Origin of the sequence: Seohaeicola zhoushanensis (assembly GCF_014656415.1) — a bacterium.
GTDB lineage: Bacteria > Pseudomonadota > Alphaproteobacteria > Rhodobacterales > Rhodobacteraceae > Seohaeicola_A > Seohaeicola_A zhoushanensis.
In genome coordinates, this window is sequence record NZ_BNCJ01000008.1 from 1 (window position 1) to 21728 (window position 21728).

General features: G+C 65.9%; 20 protein-coding genes and 1 pseudogene. 12 read left to right on the forward strand and 9 right to left on the reverse strand.

The features are described 5' to 3' along the window. Window positions 1–57 precede the first annotated feature (57 nt). Window positions 58–606, forward strand: a pseudogene (locus tag IE266_RS14240) (IS6 family transposase); the annotation flags it as partial. Window positions 607–690: 84 nt separating this feature from the next. Here the strand turns inward: IE266_RS14240 and IE266_RS14245 are convergent. From IE266_RS14245 to IE266_RS14275, 7 genes are all read right to left on the reverse strand, one after another. Then, the gene (locus tag IE266_RS14245) at window positions 691–2112 is read right to left on the reverse strand and encodes an FAD/NAD(P)-binding protein (RefSeq protein ID WP_189680773.1); all 1422 of its coding nucleotides are present in this window, start codon (window positions 2110–2112) and stop codon (window positions 691–693) included. 3 nt (window positions 2113–2115) lie between these two features. Next, window positions 2116–2901, reverse strand: a complete 786-nt coding sequence (locus IE266_RS14250) for an enoyl-CoA hydratase/isomerase family protein (RefSeq protein ID WP_189680774.1) — start codon at window positions 2899–2901, stop codon at window positions 2116–2118. Beyond that, window positions 2894–4159: a TRAP transporter large permease gene (locus IE266_RS14255; RefSeq protein ID WP_189680775.1), complete on the reverse strand. Its 1266-nt coding sequence runs from the start codon at window positions 4157–4159 to the stop codon at window positions 2894–2896. Before IE266_RS14255 ends, IE266_RS14250 begins: the two co-directional genes overlap by 8 nt. Further along, window positions 4156–4692 (reverse strand): TRAP transporter small permease, encoded by a 537-nt coding sequence (locus IE266_RS14260; protein ID WP_189680776.1) that lies wholly within the window; start codon window positions 4690–4692, stop codon window positions 4156–4158. The genes IE266_RS14255 and IE266_RS14260 overlap by 4 nt, the downstream gene beginning before the upstream one ends. Before the next feature lie 121 nt (window positions 4693–4813). Further along, a complete protein-coding gene (locus IE266_RS14265; protein WP_189680777.1) occupies window positions 4814–5836 on the reverse strand; it encodes a TRAP transporter substrate-binding protein in 1023 nt (340 codons plus the stop codon). Between the two features lie 26 nt (window positions 5837–5862). Then, complete coding sequence (locus IE266_RS14270; protein WP_189680778.1) at window positions 5863–7449, reverse strand: AMP-binding protein; 1587 nt, start codon at window positions 7447–7449, stop codon at window positions 5863–5865. Window positions 7450–7464: 15 nt separating this feature from the next. After that, on the reverse strand, window positions 7465–9015 hold the full coding sequence (locus tag IE266_RS14275; RefSeq protein WP_189680779.1) for an acyl-CoA carboxylase subunit beta: 1551 nt from the start codon (window positions 9013–9015) through the stop codon (window positions 7465–7467). 135 nt (window positions 9016–9150) lie between these two features. Here IE266_RS14275 and IE266_RS14280 point away from each other — a divergent pair, with 135 nt between their 5' ends. The 5 genes from IE266_RS14280 to IE266_RS14300 all read left to right on the forward strand — a co-directional run bounded on the left by IE266_RS14280 (window position 9151) and on the right by IE266_RS14300 (window position 13693). Further along, window positions 9151–10680, forward strand: coding sequence for an acyl-CoA carboxylase subunit beta (locus IE266_RS14280; protein ID WP_189680780.1), 1530 nt, complete (start codon window positions 9151–9153; stop codon window positions 10678–10680). Window positions 10681–10701: 21 nt separating this feature from the next. Continuing rightward, entirely contained in the window at window positions 10702–10929 is a 228-nt protein-coding gene (locus tag IE266_RS14285; RefSeq protein ID WP_189680781.1) for an acyl-CoA carboxylase biotin carboxyl carrier protein subunit, read from the forward strand. 68 nt (window positions 10930–10997) lie between these two features. Further along, the gene (locus IE266_RS14290; protein WP_189680782.1) at window positions 10998–11717 is read left to right on the forward strand and encodes a GntR family transcriptional regulator; all 720 of its coding nucleotides are present in this window, start codon (window positions 10998–11000) and stop codon (window positions 11715–11717) included. Between the two features lie 28 nt (window positions 11718–11745). Continuing rightward, complete coding sequence (locus IE266_RS14295) at window positions 11746–12330, forward strand: biotin transporter BioY (protein ID WP_189680783.1); 585 nt, start codon at window positions 11746–11748, stop codon at window positions 12328–12330. Between the two features lie 13 nt (window positions 12331–12343). Beyond that, window positions 12344–13693, forward strand: a complete 1350-nt coding sequence (locus IE266_RS14300; protein ID WP_189680784.1) for an acetyl-CoA carboxylase biotin carboxylase subunit — start codon at window positions 12344–12346, stop codon at window positions 13691–13693. A gap of 243 nt (window positions 13694–13936) precedes the next feature. Here IE266_RS14300 and IE266_RS14305 read toward each other — a convergent pair whose 3' ends face one another. Beyond that, entirely contained in the window at window positions 13937–14440 is a 504-nt protein-coding gene (locus IE266_RS14305; protein WP_189680785.1) for a FadR/GntR family transcriptional regulator, read from the reverse strand. A 22-nt stretch (window positions 14441–14462) separates the two neighbouring features. Next, the gene (locus IE266_RS14310) at window positions 14463–15134 is read right to left on the reverse strand and encodes a FadR/GntR family transcriptional regulator (RefSeq protein ID WP_189680786.1); all 672 of its coding nucleotides are present in this window, start codon (window positions 15132–15134) and stop codon (window positions 14463–14465) included. A 218-nt stretch (window positions 15135–15352) separates the two neighbouring features. On the opposite strand from IE266_RS14310, the gene IE266_RS14315 reads away from it, so the two are divergent. The 6 genes from IE266_RS14315 to IE266_RS14340 all read left to right on the forward strand — a co-directional run bounded on the left by IE266_RS14315 (window position 15353) and on the right by IE266_RS14340 (window position 21716). After that, on the forward strand, window positions 15353–16189 hold the full coding sequence (locus IE266_RS14315; protein ID WP_229864125.1) for a fumarylacetoacetate hydrolase family protein: 837 nt from the start codon (window positions 15353–15355) through the stop codon (window positions 16187–16189). Beyond that, entirely contained in the window at window positions 16186–16959 is a 774-nt protein-coding gene (locus tag IE266_RS14320) for an alpha/beta fold hydrolase (RefSeq protein WP_189680788.1), read from the forward strand. Before IE266_RS14315 ends, IE266_RS14320 begins: the two co-directional genes overlap by 4 nt. Window positions 16960–17020: 61 nt before the next feature. Then, window positions 17021–18343 carry a metal-dependent hydrolase family protein gene (locus tag IE266_RS14325; RefSeq protein WP_189680789.1) on the forward strand — a complete coding sequence of 441 codons (1323 nt, stop codon included), beginning with the start codon at window positions 17021–17023 and terminating at the stop codon, window positions 18341–18343. A gap of 6 nt (window positions 18344–18349) precedes the next feature. Continuing rightward, window positions 18350–19402 (forward strand): branched-chain amino acid ABC transporter permease, encoded by a 1053-nt coding sequence (locus tag IE266_RS14330; protein ID WP_229864127.1) that lies wholly within the window; start codon window positions 18350–18352, stop codon window positions 19400–19402. Next, window positions 19399–20472 carry a branched-chain amino acid ABC transporter permease gene (locus tag IE266_RS14335; protein WP_229864128.1) on the forward strand — a complete coding sequence of 358 codons (1074 nt, stop codon included), beginning with the start codon at window positions 19399–19401 and terminating at the stop codon, window positions 20470–20472. Before IE266_RS14330 ends, IE266_RS14335 begins: the two co-directional genes overlap by 4 nt. After that, entirely contained in the window at window positions 20469–21716 is a 1248-nt protein-coding gene (locus IE266_RS14340; RefSeq protein ID WP_189680790.1) for an ABC transporter substrate-binding protein, read from the forward strand. Before IE266_RS14335 ends, IE266_RS14340 begins: the two co-directional genes overlap by 4 nt. The last annotated feature ends 12 nt before the right edge of the window (window positions 21717–21728 follow it).

The following is a 21728-nucleotide window of genomic DNA, read 5'->3' on the forward strand; positions in this document are numbered from 1 at the left end:
CAATGCCCGTCACGGTAGCAGCGCGTTGGTGGGAAGGCAGTTCATCCCATTAGGTCACGGTTCTGGTGGCATCGGTTCGGTCCGATGTTCGCGTCTGAGATCCGGAAACGGCGGATCGAAGGTATGCGATCCAGTCGATGGCGCTGGCATCTTGATGAGGTGTTCGTGAAAATCAACGGCGAGCGGCACTACCTCTGGCGGGCGGTCGACCATGAGGGCGAAGTCCTGGAAAGCTTCGTAACGAAGACGCGGGACAAGAAATCCGCGTTGAAATTCCTCAAGAAAGCGATGCGTAAGCATGGCCGGCCGGAGGCAATCGTAACGGATCGTCTTCGATCCTACGACGCCGCGCTCAGGGACATTGGTGCCGGCGCGCGGCAGGAAACCGGTCGCTGGGCGAACAACCGTGCCGAGAATTCTCACCTTCCATTCCGACGACGCGAGCGGGCGATGCTTCGCTTCCGGCGGATGCGAAGTTTGCAGAAGTTCGCTTCCGTGCACGCCCCCGTCTCAGACCATTTCAACCAGGAGCGCAGCCTCACCCCACGAGTCCATCTCAAGGCAAACCGCGCCGCTGCTCTCACCGAGTGGCGCGGTCTCTGCGCTGAATGGAGAAGCCTTCCTCCTGCGATTCGGAGACTGGTTTGCATTGGTCTGGCAGCACCAAGTGAACCTGTACCGGCCGGCAAGTCAGAACCGTACCGGACGCCGCCGTAGCAGGGCAGGGATCGTTGCGTTCAGGCGAAAAGCGATCTGGGGGATTGCAGTCATGTCGCCGAAGGCGCCGCGTGTCAGCAGGCCATATGCGAAGACGTCGTCCTGTGGGCGACCGTCGCGATCGTGAACGCGGTTTTCCGCGTCCACCTCGATGCCCAGGCCCAGCAGGTCCGGACGGGCTATCCCGGCCTCCTGCAGGGAGGCGAACAGCGGTGAATGATCCAGTGTCCGCGGTCCGGTGCACAGGACGATCGCATCGAACCTTTCCGTCCAGTCACCTTCCGACCCGCCCGACATTGTGACGACGAACTCGGAACCATCCAGATCTGCCCTCAGGAAACGGCTCCTTCTGAAGGTCAACTGTCCCGTGCTTTCCAGATGGTCCAGCACCGCGCCGGTCTGTGGCACCATCCGGTAGCGATAGACGTCGTACCAGGGTTTCAAGTGCCGCAGAAAACGGCCCTGTTCCTCCAGCGAGTAGCCGGGCCAGAGCCGGGCCGCCGCGTCGCGCACGTCGTCGAACGCGCTCTTGGCGTCGCCGCCCTGTGCCTCGGCCAGGGCAAGGTCAGCCCGCAGCGCGCGATAGGTCTGCATCAGCGTCAGCTTGCTGCCGTGGCGTTCGAGGAAGCGCGGCATGGGCCGGGCCAGCCGCTCGACCAGTTTGGCAATATCCGGGGCGGCCCCCTGTGGCTGCGGCCGCAGCCCCCGGCGCGAGATCGCGCAGATCGGGCCTCGATGGCCGCGCCGGGCCAGCGAGGCGATGACATCCGCCGCCGTCAGCCCGGTCCCGACCAGCAGGACCGAGGCATCGCGGTCCGGCCCGTCCAGGGCGCCGGAACGCAGCGGGTCGGCGATGAAGCCGGGCGCCCCGGCCGCCTTGGCGCTGACCCCGCGCGGAACCGAAGGGGACTGCCCCGCGGCCGCCAGAACCAGCGTGTCGGCGTCGAGGACCAGGCCGTCTTCAAGCGTCACCTTCAGTCCCTTGGTCTGCCGTGCCACCGCCACTGCGCGCCCGCGCTGATGGCGGATCCTGCTGCCCGAGGGGTTCTCTCTCGCCAATTCGGCCACCATCCCGCCCAGGTAGCGCCTGACGTCGCTGCGGCGCACAAAGGTGACGCCTGTCGCGGGCCAGAAGGCCTCGGGGTCGCGTTCGAGGCCCCGATCAGCTGCATACCATCGCGCGAAATGGCCAAGGTCCTCGGGGAAGAGGATCAGCAACTCATGGGTGCCATTGACCCGGTGGTCAGGGTCGTTCCCTCCATAGGCGATGCCGCCGCCAACCGTCTCGCGGGGTTCGACAATGCAGATGTCGAGCGGATCAGTCGCATGGCGCGCGAGTTGGATTGCCGTGGCCGCGCCGGTGAATCCGCCGCCCAGGATGATGAACCTGCGCATCGGTTATTCGCCTTTCCAGACCGGACGGCGCTTTTCAGCGAAGGCGCGGGCACCTTCGAGGCGGTCGTCGCTGGCCATCAGCCGTTGGTGCAGGGCCAGTTCCAATGCCAACCCGGCCTCGGCCCCGCCCTGGCCGGCCCCCCGCACAGCTCGGGTCACGGCGCTGACCGCGAGGGGCGGCGCCTCGGCGATCCGCTCGGCCAGCGCAAGGGCTTCGCTCACCAGTGCCTCCGGGGCGACGATGCGGTTCACCAGCCCGCAGGCCAGCGCCGTCTCGGCGTCAAGCGCGTCGCCCGTCAGCAAGAGCTCCATCGCCCTGCGCGGCCCCAGAGCGGCGGTCAGCGCCTGGGTGCCGCCCATTCCCGGCATGATGCCCCTTCGGATCTCGGGCAGGGCGAACCCCGCATGGGGCACTGCCAGCACCAGGTCGGACGAAAGCGCCAGCTCGGCCCCGCCGGCGTGGGCGATGCCGTTGAGGGCCGCGATGACCGGGAAGTCGAAGCCCCGGCGAATACTGAACGCGAGCCGGTGCGCCATGTGCTGCGCGCGGGCCGCCATGGCGTCCATCCCAGCGCGTTCCTTGAGATCGGCGCCGGTACTGAAGGCGCTTTCGCCGGCGCCGGTCAGGATCAGCGCCCGCATGTCGGTGCGCAGGGCCAGCCGCGTGTAGAGTTCGATCATGCCATGCGCCGAAGCCGTGGTCAGCGCGTTCAGTGCCTGCGGCCGGTCAATGCGCAGCAGCACCACGCCGCGCACCGGCTCCTCGACCGAGAGACCGGCGTCAAACATGGCCGGGCAACCAGGTCGCCAGCGAGGGCAGCAGGATCATCAGCAGGCCATAGGCGATGCCCAGCATGAGGAAGCCCGGCAGCTCCTTGAACGCTTTCTCGGGCGATAGCCGGATCACCGCTGCGCCGGTGTAGAGGCCGACGCAGACCGGCGGCGTCAGCATCCCGAGGCCGATGAAGGCGGTCAGCACGATGTAATAGTGGATCGGATCCACGGCGAGAGGCGCCAGCGCGGCCACCGTCATTGGCAGAACCAGATAGAAGATCGGCACCACCTCGATGAAGGTCCCGAGCAGCAGGCAGGTGATCGCCACCATGATCAGGAAGGTGACCGGCCCGGTGCCCAGGTGGGTCAGGAAATCGATCATGTGCTGCGGCGCCTGGGTGAAAGTCAGCACCACTGAGAGGAATGTCGCCATGCCGATGATGACGAAGATCGCGCTGCAGGCGATGGCCGTGGCCACCAGCGCCTCGATCACGCCCCGGAAGGTCAGTTCCCGATAGATCAGGAAGCCGATCAGCAGCGACCAGACGCCTGCGGCGGCGGCGGATTCCGCCGCGGTCAGCAGGCCCGAATAGATGCCGCCCAGGATGATGAACGGGGTGAGCAGGGCAGGGATCGCTGCCACGAAGCTCTGCCAGCGCTCGGACCACGAAGCGCGGGCCGAACGCGGCATGTGCCGGCAGCGCCAGGCGACATAGGCGCTCAGCATCACCATCAGCACGATGCCGGGCACGATCCCCGCCGCGAAGGTGCGCGAGACCGGCACAGAGGTCAGCGAGGAATAGATGATCGCGGCGTTGCTCGGCGGGATCAGCCCTTCGAGCAGCGCGGCCATTGCGGCAAGCACGACGACGAAAGGCTTGGGATAGCCTTCCTCGACCATGCGCGGCATCAGCACGGTGCCGATGGCGGTAATCGCTGCCAGGATCGAGCCGCAGAAGGCGGCGAAGAAGCCCATCGCCAGCACCATCGACACGCCGAGCCCGCCCGGCCAGTGGCCGACGAGGGTGACGCAGAAGTTGACCAGCCGCGTGGCGATGCCGCCTTTGACCATGGTATAGCCGGCAAAGATGAACAGTGGGATCGCCAGCAGGATCTGCTTGGTCACTGCCGCGAAGGAGACCTGCAGCAGCGTGGCCCAGGGCAGATTCAGGTCGACCGAGGCGATCAAGGCGCTGCCGATGCCGAAGACCAGGAAGATCGGCACCGACAGGATCAGCAGGATGCTCGAGAAGGCAAGCGCGATGGGGATCATGACTGGAGGCCGTCCTTGTGATTGCGGACCGGGGTGCCGGTGAGAAGCTCGACCAGGGCGGTGATGGCCTTTTCAAGCGCGAACCAGGCGAGCAGGGCAAAGCCGACTGGGAACGAGAGGTAGATCCACCAGAGCGGAAAGCGGATGCCGGTCTCTGTGGTCTGGCGCAGCCGGCGGAAGAAGGCGAGGGCGTCGAGCCCGCCCATCAGCAGCCACACCGCTGCAGCGCAGATCACCGCGCCCAGCAGCAGGTTCAGGAACAGCCGTCCGCGCGGGGCCAGGAAATGCGGGAGGAAGTCGACGGTGACATGGCGGTCGGCCCGCAGCAGGACGCCCATCATCGGAAAGACCACCCAGGGCATCAGCAGCGGCGGCAGGTCGTTCAGGATGGCATAGCCGAAACCGAACAGCAGCCGTTCGAGCGCCGCGGCCGACAGGGCGATGATCGCGAAGGCTACACCGCAGCAGGCGACGATCAGGCACAACATGCCCAGCACGTCGTTAAACTTCATGTAGAGGCGCAGAAGGGGCATCCGCGGATCCTGGAATGGGCCGCCGGCTACCGTGCCGGGGACGGTCTATGTCGGAAAAGGGTGGCGGCCACAGCGGTGCGGCCGCCACCAAGTCGGGGGAGGAAACCGGTTCCGTCAGCCGTTATTTCTTGCCGACATAGGCCAGTGCCGCGTCGACCACGTCCTGATCGACCTCGCCCAGCATCTTGGGCAGCACCTCGTTGCGCTCCATCGCCGAGAGCTTCTCGAGCTCCGCGCCCTCGAAGGTCACGACGGTGCCGCCCTTCGCCGCGAATTCCTCCAGCACCTTGTCGGATTCGGCCATGATGGCCTCGGTCGCCTCGGCGCCGATCTCGGCGGCGGCATCCAGCACGATCTGGCGCAGTTCCGGAGACAGGCTGTCGAGCCAGGGCTTGTTGGCGATGAAATAGGCGTCGTTGAACTGGAAGTAGGGCATCTGGGCGGTCTTCAGGAAATCCCACCAGCTGTAGCCCTTGATCGCGCCCGGCACGGTGGCGACGGTGTCGATCATGCCGTTTTGCAGAGCGGTATAAACCTCGCCGGTCGGCAACGAGACCATGCGGCCGGCGCCAAGCGCCTCCCAACGGGGACGGTCCGCGTCGGTCAGGACTCGGGCGCTGACCCCCTTGAAGCCCTCGATGCCGGTCACGTTCTCGCGGGTGGTGAACACCGCGCTCGGCCCGACCGGGTTGAAGCCGATGATCTCGATCCCGGCAGCCGAGGTGACATCCTCCATGATCGCCTTGCCGACCTCGGTCTCGGCAAAGAAGCCGCGGATCTGCTCGAAGCTCTCGAAGACGCCCGGCAGGTTGGTCACGTTGTAGTTCTTGTTCAGCGTCGGAAAGCTGACCACGCCCACCGCGCCGCCGATCTCGACGGCCCCGGACGAGACGCCGCCCAGGATGTCGCGGATCCCGAAGAGCTGGCCGCTCGGAAACACCTGGATCGTCAGCGCGCCCTTGCTGCGCTCACCGACCAGTTCGGCGAACTTGTTGGCAAAGACCGCCGCCGGGTGCGTCGGGCCCCAGTGGTAGGATAGCTTCGCGGTCTGCTGCGCGGCTGCGGGCATTGCTCCCATGATCCCGATCGCAGCGGCGGCGATGAGGCCGCGGGGTGTGAAATTCCTGAAAACCTGTCCAATCATGTCGTGTCCTCCCTGACACAAGTTCGCTAGTGTGTTTCCTTTGCCAGTCCGAGCAGGTCCTCGATGTTCTGCTTCAGCTCGGCCTTGTTCACCTTCCCCGCGAGGTTGCGGGGCAAGGCGTCGACGAAATGCACGCGTTTGGGTTTCTTGTAGCCCGCGACGTAGTCCCGGCAGCCGTCGATGACGCCGGCTTCGGTTGGCGATGATCCGGCGCGCGCGACCACGGCGGCGACCACGATCTCGCCCCACTCGGGGTCGGGCAGCCCGATCACCGCCGCATCCTCCAGCTCGGGAAGGCGCAGCAGGGCGTCCTCGACCTCGCGGGCATAGATGTTGAAGCCGCCGCTGATGATCATGTCCTTGTTGCGTCCGACGAGGAACAGGTAGCCTTCCTCGTCCATCCAGCCGAGATCGCCGGTATAGAACCAGCCTTCCCGCACCGTCTCGGCGCGCAGCTCGGGCCGGTTCCAATAGGCGACGTCGGCAACACCCTCGGCCTTTACCGCGATCTCGCCGATCTCGCCGGAGGGCAGGGCGGTGTCATCCTTGCCGCGGATCGAGATCTTCACGTTCATCGTCGGCCGCCCGCAGGAGGCGATCCGCCGTGTCTCGGTTTCTTCGCCCTCCAGCAGGTGTTCATGCGGGTAGAGCACGGTCAGCGGCTGCGGGCATTCCGACATGCCCAGGTGCTGGCGCAGGATCGGGCCGAACGTCTCGACCGCCTTCTTCACGATGTGCCGGGGGGTCGAGGCGGTGCCGTAATTGATCCGGGTGAGCGACGACAAGTCATAGCGCGCCCCGTTCTTCTCGATGTCGTCGAGCAGCCGGATGATCATCGTCGGCACCAGGAGCAGATGCGTCACCCGTTCCTTTTCGATGGTCGCCTGCAGCGTCTCGGGGTCGAACTTCGGCAGGATCACGTTGCGCGCCCCGCGCAGGTAGTAGGGGATAAGGTAATTGCCGGCGGCATGGGTGAGGGGGCCGACGTGGATCATGCTGTCATCCACGCCCAGCCGGTATTCCAGCGCCGCAAAGAAGTTGTCGAGCCGGTTGCGGAAGCGCGCGTGGCTGTAGGCGATGCCCTTGGGCTTGCCGGTCGTGCCCGAGGTATAGACGATCCGCGCCAGTTCGCCGTCGTCCACCTCGACCAGCGGCTCGTCGGGCGAGGCCGAGGCGAGCAGGTCGTGGTAGTCCAGACAGGGCGCCGACAGCTCGTCCCACTCGAAGCCGACGACAAATCGCACCGAAGGGGCCAGCTTGGCGGCCGCAATCGCGGCAGCCTTGTGTTCGGGGCCGGCGATCAGGACAGAGGCACCCGAGTCGTTCAGGATGTCGCCGTGCTCGATTGCCGTATGGCGCGCGTTCAGCGCGACATAGGTCAAGCCCGCCTTGGTCACGCCAAAGACCGTCTCGACGCTTTGCACGCAGTTGTTCAGCAGGACCGCCACCCGGTCACCGGTCTCCAGTCCGAACCCGCGCAGCGCGTTGGCCAGCCGGTTCGAACACTCGTCGATCTCGTCATAGCAATGGGTGCGGTCGCCGAAGACCAGCGCCACGCGGTCGCGATACTGCCTGGCAGCCCAGCTGAGTTCATCGCCTGCGATTATCTTCATCGGTCGGGTACTTCCTTACTTGCGCATCGTTCGCGCGGCTGGGCCTAGGATCCGGGGCAACTGGTCCCAGGCCATGTCCATCCAGTCGCAGAGCAGCGGGCGGGTGTCGCGCGGGTCGATGATGTCGTTGATGCCGAACCGCTCGGCGGTCCGGAACGGAGAGGTATAGGTGGAATACCTGTCATGCAGTTGCTGCTTGAAGGCCTCCGGGTCATCGGCCGCCTCGATCTGGCGCCGGTAGGCTGCGGTGATGCCGCCCTCCAGCGGGATCGAACCCCAGCTCGCCGAAGGCCAGGCATAGCGCAGGTTGATGTCACCCAGCCGTCCATGCGCAGCCCCGGCAACGCCGAAGGCGCGACGGATGATGATGGTGCACCAGGGCACCCGGCTCTGGTCGATGGCGGCCAGCGCGCGCATCGCGGCGCGAATTGTCGCCGACTTCTCGGCATCCGGTCCGATCATGATGCCCGGCTGGTCGAACAACGAGACGATCGGGATGTGAAAGGTGTCGCAGAAGTCGACGAAACTCTCGATCTTCGCCGAGGACTTCAGCGTCATCGCGCCGCCCGCAAAGGTCGGATCGTTGGCCAGGATTCCCACCGGCCGCCCGTTCAGCCGGGCCAGGCCGGTCACGCTGGAACGGCCCGAATAGCGGCCCATCTCAAAAAAGCTGTCACGGTCGAAGACCGCCGCGATGATCTTGCGAACCTGGTAGGCCCGCCGCTTTTCGCGCGGGATCGCTTCCAGCAGGTACTCGTCGCGCCGGTCGGCGGGGTCGTTGCTGGCGACCACTGGGGGCAGGGTGTGCACGTTGGGCGGAAGATACGACAGGAATCGGCGGGTCTGGGCAAAGGCGTCGGCCTCGTCCGCCGCCTCGTTGTCGACCAGCCCGCTGCCTCGCGCGTGCATTGCCGAGCCGCCAAGTTCGTCCTTGTCGACGTCGATCCCTAGACCTTCCTTCACGACGTAAGGCCCTGCGGCGAAGATCTGCGACTGGCCCTTCACCATGATCGACAGGTGCGAGCCGACCACCTTGATCGCGCCAAGCCCGGCGCAGGCGCCAAGCGCGATGCCGACAACCGGGATCTCGCCCAGCATCCTGATCTGCTCCCAGGTCGCGTAGCCCGGGATCTTGGTCGACTGCTGCTTTTCCAGCAGCTTGACGCTGCCACCGGCGGTGTCCACCAGCCGGACGAGGGGGAGCCCCAGCTCCAGCGCCATACGCTCGGCATAGATCCACTTGTCCGAGATCGTGCTCTCGGACGAGCCGCCCCTGATCGAGAAATCGTCCGCCGAGATCAGGACCTTGCGCCCTTCGATGCGGGCGGTGCCGATGATGGCGTTCGATGGCGTCACGTCGACCAGGTTGCCCTCTGCGTCATAGACGGCCGAGCCGGTCATCGTCCCGATCTCGCGAAAGCTGTCCTTGTCCACAAGAAGGGCAATCCGCTCGCGCGCGTTCAGCTTGCCGGCGGCGCGCATCTTGGCGAGCGATTCCTCGCCGCCCATCTTTTCGGCAAGCCGCTTGCGGCGCTGAATCTCGTCTACTTCCGGTTGCCAGGACATCTTCCCTCCCATTGGCGCAGGCATCGCCAATCTCCCTGTCAATACAAACCTCGTTTCATTTTGCTGTCAATAAGATTGTTGACAATCAGACATTATCGGTGGCAACGTCCACCGCAAGGATGGAGGAAAGCTGGAATGTCCTATGACGAGCAATTGCGCGAACTGGATGCGCGCAGGCAGGCCGCGCGGAAAATGGGCGGGGCGGAAAAGCTTGCAAAGCGCAGCGAGCAGGGGCTTCTGAACGCCCGCTCGCGCCTCGACGCGCTGCTGGACAAGGACAGCTTTCGCGAGGTGGGCCTGCTGGCCCGCTCGGCGGTCAAGGCCGATCGCGACACTACCCCGGCGGACGGCAAGGTCAGCGGTTTCGGCCGCGTCGATGGCCGCGACGTCGCGGTCGTGTCCAATGACCTCACGGTCAAGGGCGCATCCTCCTCGGCCACCAACGCCAAGAAGATCGCCTATATCAAGAGCTCGGCGACCAAGGCGGGCATGCCCATCGTATTCCTGGGTGAAAGCTCGGGCGCGCGCATCCCCGACACCATGGGCGCCGAATCGATGTCGCAGGGTGGCGCCGACCCGCAGCAATACTGTCGCCGCCGCGAGACGCCCTGGGCCAGCGCGGTGCTCGGCCCCTGCTTCGGCTCCTCGACATGGTATTCCTGCATTTCCGACTTCCTGGTGATGCGCAAGGGCGGCATCCTCGCCGTCTCCAGCGCCCGCGTCACCTCGCTCGCCATCGGCGAGGCGGTTGATGCCGAGGAACTGGGCGGATGGCGCCTTCACGCGGAAACCACCGGCCTGATCGACGCCGTGGCCGAGACCGACGACGAGGCGCTTGGGCTGATCCGCCGCTTCCTGTCCTACATGCCGGCCCACGCGGGCGAACTGCCGCCGGTGCAGGCCGACTGGACTGCCCCGGACGCCGAGGCGCTGCTGGACCTGGTCCCCGATCAGCGCGCCAAGACCTACGATATTCGCAAGGTGATCCGAGCCATTGTCGACGAGGACTCCTACTTCCCGCTGAAGGACCGCTTCGGCAAGGCGGTCGTCACCGCGCTGGCCCGTCTCGAAGGGCGTCCGGTCGGCTTCCTTGCCACCAACCCCTTCATCCGCGGCGGGGCGATGGACCCGGACGCCTGCCGCAAGGCCACCAACTTCCTGGTGCTCTGCGACAGCTTCCACATCCCGGTGATCCTGCTGGTCGACACCCCCGGTTTCCTGGTCGGGGTGCAGGGGGAACGCAAGGGCGCCCCGGCCCACATCATGAACATGATGCACGCGCTGCAGCTGGTCTCGGTGCCCAAGGTCTCGGTCATCCTGCGCAAGAGCTACGGCCAGGCCTTCCTCAACATGGGGGGCGGCAAGAACAGCGACGAGATCGCCGCCTGGACCACGGCCGACGTCAGTTTCATGGATCCGGGCATCGGCGTCAGCGTGGTGCATGGGCTCAACCGCAAGGACGACCCCGAGGCCTTTGATGCCGCCTGCGAGGAATTCCGCACCGGGACCTCGGCCTATGACATGGCCTCGGTCTTCGGCGTGCAGGAGGTGATCGACCCGCGCGAAACCCGCGCCTTCCTGACCCGATCCATCGCCACCCATACCAATCGCCGCACCGGCGGCCTGGGCCGGCGCGAGCTGGCCAACTGGCCAACCTATTTCTGACTTTCCCGGAGTAATATCGAAATGACCGACTTCCCCATTGAATCCGAGATCGCAGGCACCGTCTGGAAGATCGAGGCCGCGGTAGGCGATGTGCTGGAAGAAGAGGATGTCATCATGATCCTCGAATCCATGAAGATGGAAATTCCCGTCCTGGCACCCGAAGCCGGCACTCTGGTGGCAATTCACGTTGCCCCCGAGGACACCGTGCGCGAGGGGCAGGAACTGGTTACAATGCGCCCTGCAACCTGAATTCCCGCGCCGGAGGTTGCCAATACCTGCCTACGGCGGCGCGGGAGCAAGCGTGGTCCGAAATGGAAATGGAAATTCCGCAATTGTTCACCGGGGCGGCCGGTGCCGATGGCGAGGTTCGCTATCGACGCCCCCAGACCCTGCCCGAACAGATCGCCGAACAGGTCAGCTATGCCATCCTGCGCGGCGACTACGGGCCGGGCGACCCGGTGCGCGAACAGGACCTCGCCAACCTCTTCCAGGTCAGCCGCGGGCCAATCCGCGAGGCGCTGCGCATTCTCGAGAAGGACGGCGTCGTGCGGATCCTGCCGAACCGCGGCGCGAAGGTGACGCAGCTCTCCACCAAGGAGATCAACGATATCTTCGAGATCCGCGCAGTGCTCAGCCGCCTCGCGATGCGCGACCTCTGCCAGTCCGATGATGACCGCATCCGCCAGGCGGTGATCGACAGGGCCCGTGCACTCGGTGAATACGGCGACAAGACCGTCACGCTCGACGAATACCTGCCGCTCAGCTACGCGCTGAACTACACGATCTCTTCGTCTTCCGGGAATTCGCGCCTCAGCGAGATGCTGACCTCGCTGTCGCGCCAGACGATCCGCTATACCATCCTCGGCCTGCGCCGTGCCGAGCGTCGCACCGCTTCGGCCAGGACCTGGCGCAAGGTCGCCGACGCGGTCGAGGCGCGCGACGCCGAGGCTGCGGGTGGTCTTGTCGAAAAACTCATCATCGATTCCAAGAATGCCGCCGTGGCCGAAATCGAGGCCAGCAAGGACGCCGGCACCTGATCCCTCATTCGCAGAAGGAACTGCCCCCATGTCAACGACGCATCCCAGCAACCGCCTTGTCCGCGCCGAATTCACGAGCCGCCCGATCATGTCCCTGGCGCTCTGCGCGCTCGGTGTCGCGGCGATCGTTGCCTCCGCCAAGGCGCAGATCCCGTTCTGGCCGGTGCCGTTGACGCTGCAGACGCTGGTGATCGCGGTGCTGGCCATGGCCTATGGCTCGCGCCTTGGGGGCGTCACGCTTGCCGCCTATCTCGCTTTGGGTGCGGCGGGGTTGCCGGTCTTCGCCGGGACGCCCGAAAAGGGCATCGGCCTGGCCTACATGGCCGGACCGACCGGCGGCTATCTGGTCGGCTTCCTTCTGGGCGGGGCGCTCATGGGCTGGCTGGCCGACCGCGGCTGGGGACGTGACCTGCCGCGCGCCGTCGCTGCCGTCACCGCCGGGCATCTCGTCATCCTCGCGCTCGGCACGCTCTGGCTCTCCCTGCTGATCGGCTGGCCCAAGGCCGTGGCCGCCGGGCTGGTGCCCTTCCTGTGGCCCAGCGTCGTCAAGACCCTGCTCGCGGCCTTCCTGGTGGTCGGCGCTTCCCGTCTCGTCCAACGCCTGCGCGGTTAAGGATAGGCCCACCATGCATCGCCTGCTTGTTGCCAACCGGGGCGAGATCGCCTGCCGGATCATTCGCGCCGCCCATGCGGTCGGCATTCCTGCCGTGGCCGTCCATTCCGAGGCCGACGCCGACCTGCCGCATGTGGCGATGGCCGATCAGGCCATCTGCCTCGGGCCAGCCCCGGCGCGGCAAAGCTATCTCGACGTCGACCGCCTGCTGGCGGCGGCGGCCGAGACCGGCTGCACGATGGTGCACCCGGGCTATGGTTTCCTGTCCGAGAACGCCGGTTTCGCCCGTGCCTGCGCAGCGGCGGGGCTTATCTTCGTCGGCCCGGTGGCCGACCATATCGAGCTCATGGGCGACAAGCAGAACGCCCGCGACGCGGCCATAGCCGCAGGTGTCCCGGTCCTCCCGGGCACCGGCCGGCTGGGCGAGGACGAGGGCGAGATCCTCGCCGCGGGCGGGCGTATCGGCTATCCGCTGCTGGTCAAGGCCGTTGCCGGCGGCGGCGGCCATGGGATGCAGCGGGTCGAAACCGAGGCCAAGCTGCTTGCCACCGTCGCACGCACCCGCGACTTCGCCGCCCGCGTCTTCGGCGACGGCGGCCTCTACCTCGAACGCTGCCTGACCCGCGCCCGGCACGTCGAGGTGCAGGTCTTCGGCTTCGGCGCGCAGGGCGCCGTGCATCTCTTCGAGCGTGATTGCTCGTTGCAGCGCCGCCACCAGAAGGTGATCGAGGAAGCCCCCGCGCCGGGCCTGTCGGCGAAGGTGCGCGCGGCCATGACCGAGGCGGCCGTCAGCCTGGCACGCTCGATCAACTACAGCGGGGCAGGGACCATCGAATATCTCTACGACCCCGAGACCGAGGGCTTCTACTTCCTCGAAATGAACACCCGCATCCAGGTCGAACACCCGGTGACCGAAGAGATCACCGGCGTTGACCTGGTGGCGGCCCAGCTGCGTCTTGCCATGGCGCCCGAGACCCCGCCGATGCTGACGCAGGACGACATCCGGTCGACCGGCGCGGCCATGGAGGCGCGCGTCTACGCCGAGAACCCCGACAAGCGGTTCCTGCCATCGCCCGGCCGGATCGAGGGGTTGCACCTGCCCGAAATGCCCGGCGTCCGCTATGAAGCGGGATATGTAGCCGGGAACGAAGTGACGGTTCACTACGATCCTCTGATGCTGAAGATTATCGCCAAAGGCAGCGACCGAGAGGAGGCGCGAACTCGTCTCATAGCTGCGCTTGGTGCGATGACGATTGCCGGGCTGACGACCAATGTGAATTTCCTGGTTTCGCTTCTCGAACGAGCCGACGTCGTGGCATGTGATTTTGATACTGGGACGATCGAGCGACCTGCGGCGGCATAGCTGTGAAGTCTTGTTGGGTTGTTCACCCGGAACGGGTTTGGGCTGCAACCGCCACACTCCAGTCGAGGACCCCGAAGGATGAACAACCCACATCAGAATGCCCGCCTGACCGTTCACGGCCGAGTGGCGCGGTCTCTGCGCTCAATAAGGACGCCGTCCTCCCGCGATGCCGAGAGCAGTTCGAATCCGTCTGAAAGCACCCGCAGCCGCGCTCTCCACCAAAGCCGGGCAAGTCCAGACTGCTCACCTTGGAAAGAGGTCCTCGATGATCGCCGAGATGTGGCGTTGCATCATTTCCGATGCGCCAGCCGAGTTGCGTCGCGAAATCGCTTCGATGATTTCCTCGTGATGTCCGCAGTATTCCTTCCGCTTCTCTGCGGTAATGACTTTCTTCTTCAGGCGAATCCAGGGGGCGCGGGCGCGAATGTCGCCCAGAAGGTTGTTCAGGCTGATAAGCAATTCGTTGCGAGTCGCCGCATAGATCCGGCGGTGGAACTCGGCGTCCCAATGTTCGAACTCGGCGAGGTCCTCTGCGTTCACTGCCTGCTCGTGGGCCTCGCGGATCAGCTTGATGTCGGCGCCGCTGGCGCTTGATACCACCGCCGCTGCCGCCTGCGGCTCGATGATCAGGCGCACCGCGAGGATATCGGCCGGACTGGCGCCGGTCAGCCGCTTGAGGATCGAGATGAACTCGCGCGTCGTCCCGGCGGTCGAGATGATCTTGCGGGGCTTGCTCGGTAGGGTCATGGGGGGCGTCCTCGGGCCTGGCCTACTGGCCGAAATAGTTGCGCCGGCGCGACATCAGCAGCGCGCGCATCGCCTCGGCAGCCGCCTTGCCGTCCCAGTTGCGCAGCGCGGTCAGGATCCTGCCCCGTTCGACGCCATAGGCAAGCCGGCGTTCCTCGGTGAACGAGCGGCGCCGGATCTCCATCATCGGGGCCTGGAATCGGATGATCACCATCAGGTCGTACAAGTCGGTCAGGAAGGCGTTGTGCGCGGCCAGGTGAATCCGGCGGTGGAACTCGCTGTTCCAATGCTCGAAGAGTTCCAGGTCGGTCGCGGCGGAACACCTCGCGTCGGCCTCGACGATGGCCTCCAGCTCGCTGGACGAGGCATTTCGCGCGGCGGCCTCGGCGCTGTGCGGCTCGATGAAGATGCGCAGGTTCAGGATGTCGATGGGGCTGGCATCCAGGAAGCGGTCGAGGATGTCGGCGAACTGGTTGTCCGGCCGGTCCAGCACCATCGTGCCGCTGCCGACCCGCCGCTCGATCAGGCCTTCCTCGACCATCCGGGTCAGGATCTTGCGGATCGTGTTGCGCGCGACGCCGTATTCGCCGGCCAGCTGCCGTTCGGTGGGCATCAGCGTGCCGGGCGGCCATTCGGCGGCCTCAAGCCGGCGGCGCAGGTCGGCGTCGAGGGTCGCAATCTTCTGAAGGGTCATCCGGCCCGCCTGTTTGATCCAATTTTAAATTGGTTCACTGTCCGCGATCCAATTGCAACGAAATTTTGCATATTGGTTCACGCATTTCAAGAGAATCCCCCTTGATCGGTTGGAAACTGACCAATACGCTCTTGTCGAGGATGCGCCAATTGAAAATTGGTTCATGGGGAGGATGTTGTATGAGGGTAGCCTGCATCAGGCATGCCGGCGAAAGGCGTGTGGGTATCGTATCGGCCGATGGTCAGTCGATCTCGCCCGTCGCGCTGTCGTCCGACGAGGCCGCACGCGGCGTGGCGGCCTTGATCGGCAAGGAGATTTCGGCGCTCGACGTCCTGTCGCCCCTGCCATTGGCCTCGGTCGAGATCGAGGCGCCCTTTCCCCGGCCCGACCGCAACATCTTCTGCGTTGGCAAGAATTACCACGCCCATGCGCTTGAATTCTCTCGCAGCGGCTTTGATTCCTCGGCGGCCCAGGGCGAACTGCCGCCGTTTCCGATCATCTTCTCGAAGGTGCCGGAAACCGTGGTCGCCTCGGGCGCGCCGGTGCTGATCGATCCCGAGGTATCGCCGGCCATCGACTACGAGGCGGAACTGGCCGTCATCATCGGCAAGGGCGGGCGTGGCATCCGTCCCGAAGAGGCGATGGACCACGTTTGGGGCTATACCATCGTCAACGATGTCACCGCGCGCGACCTGCAGGGCCGCTACAGCCAGTGGCTCATCGGCAAGTCGCAGGACACCTTCTGCCCGATGGGGCCCTTCGCGGTCACCGCTGATGAAATCGATGTCGCAGACACCACCGTGACCACCTGGGTCAACGGTGAGGTGCGCCAGAACGCCAATACCCGCGATCTCATCTTCGACATTCCCACCATCGTCGCAACCATCTCGGCGGGGGTCACGCTCAAGCCAGGCGACATCATCGCCACCGGCACGCCCGAAGGTGTCGGCATCGGCTTCAAGCCGCCGAAATACCTGCGCGACGGCGACGTCGTCCGGGTCGAGATCTCGGGCATCGGTACGCTCGAGAACCGCTTCGCGGAACGCCGCGCATGACCACGACGATCACCGCCGGGATGTGCATCGAACAGGACGGCGCGGGCCCCGCAGTCATCCTGCTGCACGGGCTTGGCGGAACGTCGAATTCCTTCCAGCCGTTGATGCCCGCGCTCGGCGGTCGCCGCGTCGTGCGGCCCGACCTGCCGGGGGCAGGGCGTTCGCCGACGCCTCGGGGGCCGATCGACCTGCGGATGCTGGTGGACGCCATGCTGCGCATGGCCGCCGATCTCGGTATCGCCGAGGCCGACCTGGTGGGCCATTCCTTCGGCGCGCTGATCGCACAGCATGTCGCCCAGGCGCGGCCGGAGCTGGCCCGCACGCTGACCCTGTTCGGGCCGATCATCGAACCTGCCGAGGCGGCCCGCTACCGACTGCGTGCCCGTGGCGCCCTGGCGCGCGAATCCGGGATGGAGGTGGTCGCCGACCAGGTCGCCGCTGCCGGCCTTGCCGCGGGCTCGATCGACGGCAATGCCGCCGCGCTGGCCTTCGTGCGCGAGAGCCACATGCGTCAGGACGCCGAGGGTTTTGCGAAGAACTGCGAGGCGCTGGCCGGCGCGGGCCGCGCCGATCCGGTCGCGCTGAAGATGCCGGTGCTTGTCGTGACCGGCGAAGACGACGCCATCGGGCCACCGTCGGTGGCCCACCAGCTGGCCGACGAGGTGGCGCGGGGCCGGGCCGTGGTCCTGCCCGGCTGCGGCCACTGGACACCGATAGAAAAGCCCGCCGAGTGCCGGCGGCTGTTGTCTGAAAGCGTCGGGCGAAGATGACCGGCGTGGAATAGGGGATCGCCGCACGTTCGGGAGGGCGGACGGCTGAAGGGAGGAGCAAATGGCAGGCTATTCGAGCGGCTTGAACGGCGAGGGCGGATCCGTCCTGTTCACCAACGTGCGCATTCTCGATGCGACCGGCGAACAACCCTATTCGGGCGAAGTACTGGTCCAGGGCAACCGGATCAAGCAGATCACCCGCGGCGCGGCGCGCTTTTCGCAGTCGCATACATCGTCGGGGGCCACCGTGATCGACGGCATGGGCGCGACGCTGATGCCCGGCATGATCGACGCCCACCTGCACCTGTCGTGGAACAACGCCCCCGGCATCGATCCGATCCAGATGATGGAGGTCGAAGAGCACATGCTGGTCACCATGGAAATGGCCAAGCTGGTGCTCGACGCCGGGTTCACCGCGGGCCGGGGCGCTGCGGCGGCAAAGCCGCGGCTCGACGTGGTGGCCAAGCGGTTCATCAACGAGGGCCGCTTTCCCGACCCCCGCTACCTCGCGGCCGGGCCGGAGATCACCACCGTGGGGGGGCTGGGCGACTCGGCGCCCTCGCATATCCCGCACGAGGGTCTGAACCTGGGCATCGTGGTGTCCGGCCCCGAAGAGGTGCGCCGCGTGGTCCGAACGCTCATCAAATACGGCGTTGACGCGATCAAGCTCAACCTCTCGGGCGAAGAGATCACCGGCATGGGTGCGGAAGAAACGCCCATGTCCGAGGAAGAGGTCGCCATGGCCGCGCAGGAGGCGCGCTGCCGCAACAAGGTCTTGGCGGCACATGCCCGCTCCTCGGGCTCGGTGCTGCAATGCATCCGGCACGGCATCCAGAACATCTACCACGCCTCCTTCGCCAACGAGGAGGCGCTGGATGCGCTCGAGGCCGCGCGCGACCGCCACATCGTGGCCCCCGGCATCGCCTGGCTGATCAACACCGCCCGTCACGCCGAGCAATGGGGGATCAAGCCGGGGTCAGAGCTGTCGATGCTCTACGAACGCGAACTGGCGATGTGCATCGACACCATGAAGAAGATGCACCGGCGCGGCATCCGCATCTGCATCGGTGGCGATTACGGCTTTGCCTGGACGCCGCAGGGCACCAACGCCAAGGACATCGAAACCTTCGTCAACATGCTCGGCTTCTCGCCGATGGAGGCGATCCTCGCCGCGACCAAATACGGCGGGCACATCATGAACATGGAGAACGAGCTCGGCATGATCCGGGAAGGCTATCTCGCCGACCTGCTGCTGATCGACGGCGACCCGCTGGCCGACGTGCGCATCCTTCAGAACAAGGACCGCATCCTGGCGATCATGAAGGACGGCAAGTTCCACAAGGCGCCGCGCACAAATGACGCCCGCCGCCGGCTGACGGCCTGATCCGCGATGGCCGACGCGTCCCGCAGCACCCCGAAACCGCTGTCGCAGGGGCAGGGCATGACCCGCCGGCAGGGGGTGGGGCTGGGCCTGCTGGTGCTGGCGGCGATCTTCGTCTGGATGGTCTTCGCACAATGGCCCGACTGGCTGAACGCCATCCTGATCTCGAAGAAGGCGTTCCTCTCGGCCATCCTGAACGGCCTGACCCTCGCCGGGCTCTACTTCCTTGTCGCCAGCGGCTTCACCCTGGTCTTCGGGCTGATGCGCAACGTCAATCTTGCCCATGGCTCGCTCTATCTGCTCGGCGCCTACATCGGCTACGAATTCGCCGAATGGACCGGATACTGGCTGCTGGGGGTGGCGGCGGGCTTCCTCATCCTGGCAGTTGTCGGCCTTGTCATGCAGGTCCTGGTGTTCCGCCGGCTCGAAGGCGACGACCTGCGCCAGACACTCGTCACCATCGGCATCTCGGTGGTCGCGGCCGACCTGATGCTGGCCTATTGGGGCGGGACCACCTACCAGATCCTGACGCCCGAGTGGCTGAGCGGCGCGGTCCAGCTTCCGATCGTTACGGCGGTGCGCTCGAACGGCACCGAGGTCCTGCTGGTCTACCCCTTCTACCGCATCGTTGTGCTGGTCTCGGCCATCGTCATCGGAGTCGGCCTGTGGGCGCTGGTCAACCGCACCCGGATCGGCGCAATGATCCGCGCGGGCGTCGATGACCGCGACATGCTCGCAGCCTCCGGGGTCAACGTGCATGTCGTCTTCGCCGTGGTCTTCGCGCTCGGGGCCGGGCTTGCCGGGCTTGCCGGCGTGGTCGGCGGTTCGGCGCTCTCGGTCGCACCGGGCGAGGACGTGCGCTATCTGCTGGCCTCGCTCGTCGTGGTGATCGTCGGGGGCATGGGGTCGATAGTGGGCGCGGCGATCGGCGCGCTGATCATCGGCCTCGCCGAGCAGATCGGGCTGGTCTACTTCCCGACCTATGGCGTGGTGCTGACCTTCGTCATCATGGTCGTCACGCTGGCGATCCGCCCTCAGGGCATCATGGGAGGGACGCGGTGAGCGATCTGCCCCTCTCCCCGGCGCAGAAGCCCGCGGGTGCGCGCAGCTGGATCGAGACGCTTGGCCTCGCGCATATCCTGCTGGGCCTGTTCCTGCTGATCTACCCGGCGATGGCCAGCGACTTCTTCCTGACCCAGATCGGGGGCTATTCGCTGGTCCTGGGCATGATCTCGCTTTCGCTGATGCTGCTGGCCGGCTACGGCGGGATGGTCTCGCTGGCACAGATCACCGTCGCCGGGGCGGCGGGATATGTGGTGGCGATCTTCGGCGTCAACAATTCCGGCGTGCACGGCTTTGGCTGGCCATGGTGGGTCTTCGTGCCGCTCGCCATCGCCATCGCCTCGCTGGTCTCGGCCCTGATCGGCTGGATCGCGGTGCGCACCGAAGGCATCTACACCATCATGATCACCCTGGCCGTGGCCACGGCCTGCTTTTACTTCACCCAGCAGAACTATGCCCTGTTCAACGGCTTCCCCGGCTACAACGGCCTGCGCGCGCCCGAGGTCTTCGGGGTCTACTGGCGCGATCCCGTGCCGTTCTACTACCTATGCCTGGCCATGGCGACGCTGGCCTATGCGGCGGTGCTCTACGGGGCGCGCTCGACCTTCGGGCTGACGCTGCAGGCAATCCGCGACAACCCGCGGCGGATGCGCGCGATCGGCTTCAACGTGACGGCGCACAAGGTCTTCGCCTGGTGGCTGGCCGGGTTGATCGCAGGCGCCGCCGGGGTGCTGCTGGTCTGGTTCAACGGCCGGATCTCGCCCGGCACCATCGCGGTCGGGCCGGCGATCAACATCCTGGTCATCGCCATCATCGGTGGGCTGCGCCATCCGATAGGACCATTCCTGGGGGCGGTTGTCGTCACCCTCATGCAGACATTCGCAATCGACATAATCGGGGCCGAACGGTTCAACACGCTGATTGGTTTGGTGTTTCTATTGATCGTTTTCATATCCCCGGACGGCATTCTCGGCCTGTGGGAGCGGTTCAGGCCGCAGGCAGGGCGCGAGGATTGGCGGACGTTCCGAACCGCCACGAAACAAGTTGGAAACAAAGGGAGGAAGACATGACCATGAAGAGAAGGACGTTGCTGGCGCTGACTCTGGCGACCGGCCTCACCGCGCCCGGCATTGCGCTGGCGCAGGCGGACACCATCAAGATCGGCCTGCTTGCAACCTTCGAAGGCGCGTTCACCGTGCTGGGCGAGGACAGCGAGCGCGGCGCGATGACCGCGGTCGACGAATTTGGCGGCATGGTGGCCGGCAAGAAGATCGAGATCGTCAAGGGCTCGTCCGACGCCTCGCCCGACAGCGCCGTGCGTGCCGCGCGCAAGCTGGTCGAGCAGGACGGCGTGAAGATCCTCGTCGGCCCGCTGTCCGGCGACGAGGGCATCGCGGTCAAGGACTATGCCAAGACTCATCCCGACGTGACCTTCCTGAACGGCAGCTCGGCCGCACAGGACACCACGCTGCGCGACCCGGCGGACAACTTCTTCCGCTTCTCGACTGACGGCGCCCAGTGGATGGCGGGCCTTGGCACCTACGCCTACAACGACCGCGGCTACAAGAAAGTCGCAACCGTGGCGGAAGACTATTCCTTCCCCTACACCCAGGTCTTCGGCTTCATGGCCGAGTTCTGCAAGGCCGGCGGCACGGTTCCGTCCAAGTCCTGGGTGCCGATCGGCAACAAGGACTATTCCTCGGTGATCGCCGCGATCCCGGATGACGTCGACGCGATCTATGTCGCGCTTGGCGGCGCCGACGCGGTCAACTTCCTGTCGCAGTACAACGATGCCGGCGGCCAGGCGCCGCTGATCGGCGGGTCAATCACCGTCGACCAGACGGTGCTGACCGCCAAGGGCCGGATGCGCGACGTGCTGATCGGCACCCCGGCCGCAGGCCCGACCGCCGACACCAACGACTCGCAGGCCTGGAAGGACTTCACCGCCGCCTACAAGAAGCAGGATGGCGCCTTTCCGTCGCCCTCGCTCTTCGCCCATGCCTACTACATCAACATGAAGGCGGCGCTGCTGGCGCTCGACAAGGTGGGGGGTGACCTCTCCGACGACGGCGCCAAGCTGCGCCAGGAGCTGTCGACCATCTCGTTCGAGACGCCGACCGGCAAGGTCTCGCTCGACTCCAACCGCAACGCCATCGCGGACATGTACCTGACCGAGGTGTCCGAGGCCGCCGACGGCACGCTGGTCAACAAGCTCATCAAGGTCACGCCGCAGGTCAACCAGACCCTCGGCATCCCGACGGACGAGTTCCTCGCGCTGGGCGCCGTCAGCCGCGAAAACCCGAGCTGCCCGTAAACCGGACGAGAA

What these genes read in the sequence shown, in the direction of transcription:
- IE266_RS14245 (WP_189680773.1), bottom strand. Translation starts at nt 2,112, where the DNA reads ATGCGCAGGTTCATCATCCTGGGCGGCGGATTCACCGGCGCGGCCACG.
- IE266_RS14250 (WP_189680774.1), bottom strand. Translation starts at nt 2,901, where the DNA reads ATGTTTGACGCCGGTCTCTCGGTCGAGGAGCCGGTGCGCGGCGTGGTG.
- IE266_RS14255 (WP_189680775.1), bottom strand. Translation starts at nt 4,159, where the DNA reads ATGATCCCCATCGCGCTTGCCTTCTCGAGCATCCTGCTGATCCTGTCG.
- IE266_RS14260 (WP_189680776.1), bottom strand. Translation starts at nt 4,692, where the DNA reads ATGCCCCTTCTGCGCCTCTACATGAAGTTTAACGACGTGCTGGGCATG.
- IE266_RS14265 (WP_189680777.1), bottom strand. Translation starts at nt 5,836, where the DNA reads ATGATTGGACAGGTTTTCAGGAATTTCACACCCCGCGGCCTCATCGCC.
- IE266_RS14270 (WP_189680778.1), bottom strand. Translation starts at nt 7,449, where the DNA reads ATGAAGATAATCGCAGGCGATGAACTCAGCTGGGCTGCCAGGCAGTAT.
- IE266_RS14275 (WP_189680779.1), bottom strand. Translation starts at nt 9,015, where the DNA reads ATGTCCTGGCAACCGGAAGTAGACGAGATTCAGCGCCGCAAGCGGCTT.
- IE266_RS14280 (WP_189680780.1), top strand. Translation starts at nt 9,151, where the DNA reads ATGTCCTATGACGAGCAATTGCGCGAACTGGATGCGCGCAGGCAGGCC.
- IE266_RS14285 (WP_189680781.1), top strand. Translation starts at nt 10,702, where the DNA reads ATGACCGACTTCCCCATTGAATCCGAGATCGCAGGCACCGTCTGGAAG.
- IE266_RS14290 (WP_189680782.1), top strand. Translation starts at nt 10,998, where the DNA reads ATGGAAATTCCGCAATTGTTCACCGGGGCGGCCGGTGCCGATGGCGAG.
- IE266_RS14295 (WP_189680783.1), top strand. Translation starts at nt 11,746, where the DNA reads ATGTCAACGACGCATCCCAGCAACCGCCTTGTCCGCGCCGAATTCACG.
- IE266_RS14300 (WP_189680784.1), top strand. Translation starts at nt 12,344, where the DNA reads ATGCATCGCCTGCTTGTTGCCAACCGGGGCGAGATCGCCTGCCGGATC.
- IE266_RS14305 (WP_189680785.1), bottom strand. Translation starts at nt 14,440, where the DNA reads ATGACCCTACCGAGCAAGCCCCGCAAGATCATCTCGACCGCCGGGACG.
- IE266_RS14310 (WP_189680786.1), bottom strand. Translation starts at nt 15,134, where the DNA reads ATGACCCTTCAGAAGATTGCGACCCTCGACGCCGACCTGCGCCGCCGG.
- IE266_RS14320 (WP_189680788.1), top strand. Translation starts at nt 16,186, where the DNA reads ATGACCACGACGATCACCGCCGGGATGTGCATCGAACAGGACGGCGCG.
- IE266_RS14325 (WP_189680789.1), top strand. Translation starts at nt 17,021, where the DNA reads ATGGCAGGCTATTCGAGCGGCTTGAACGGCGAGGGCGGATCCGTCCTG.
- IE266_RS14330 (WP_229864127.1), top strand. Translation starts at nt 18,350, where the DNA reads ATGGCCGACGCGTCCCGCAGCACCCCGAAACCGCTGTCGCAGGGGCAG.
- IE266_RS14340 (WP_189680790.1), top strand. Translation starts at nt 20,469, where the DNA reads ATGACCATGAAGAGAAGGACGTTGCTGGCGCTGACTCTGGCGACCGGC.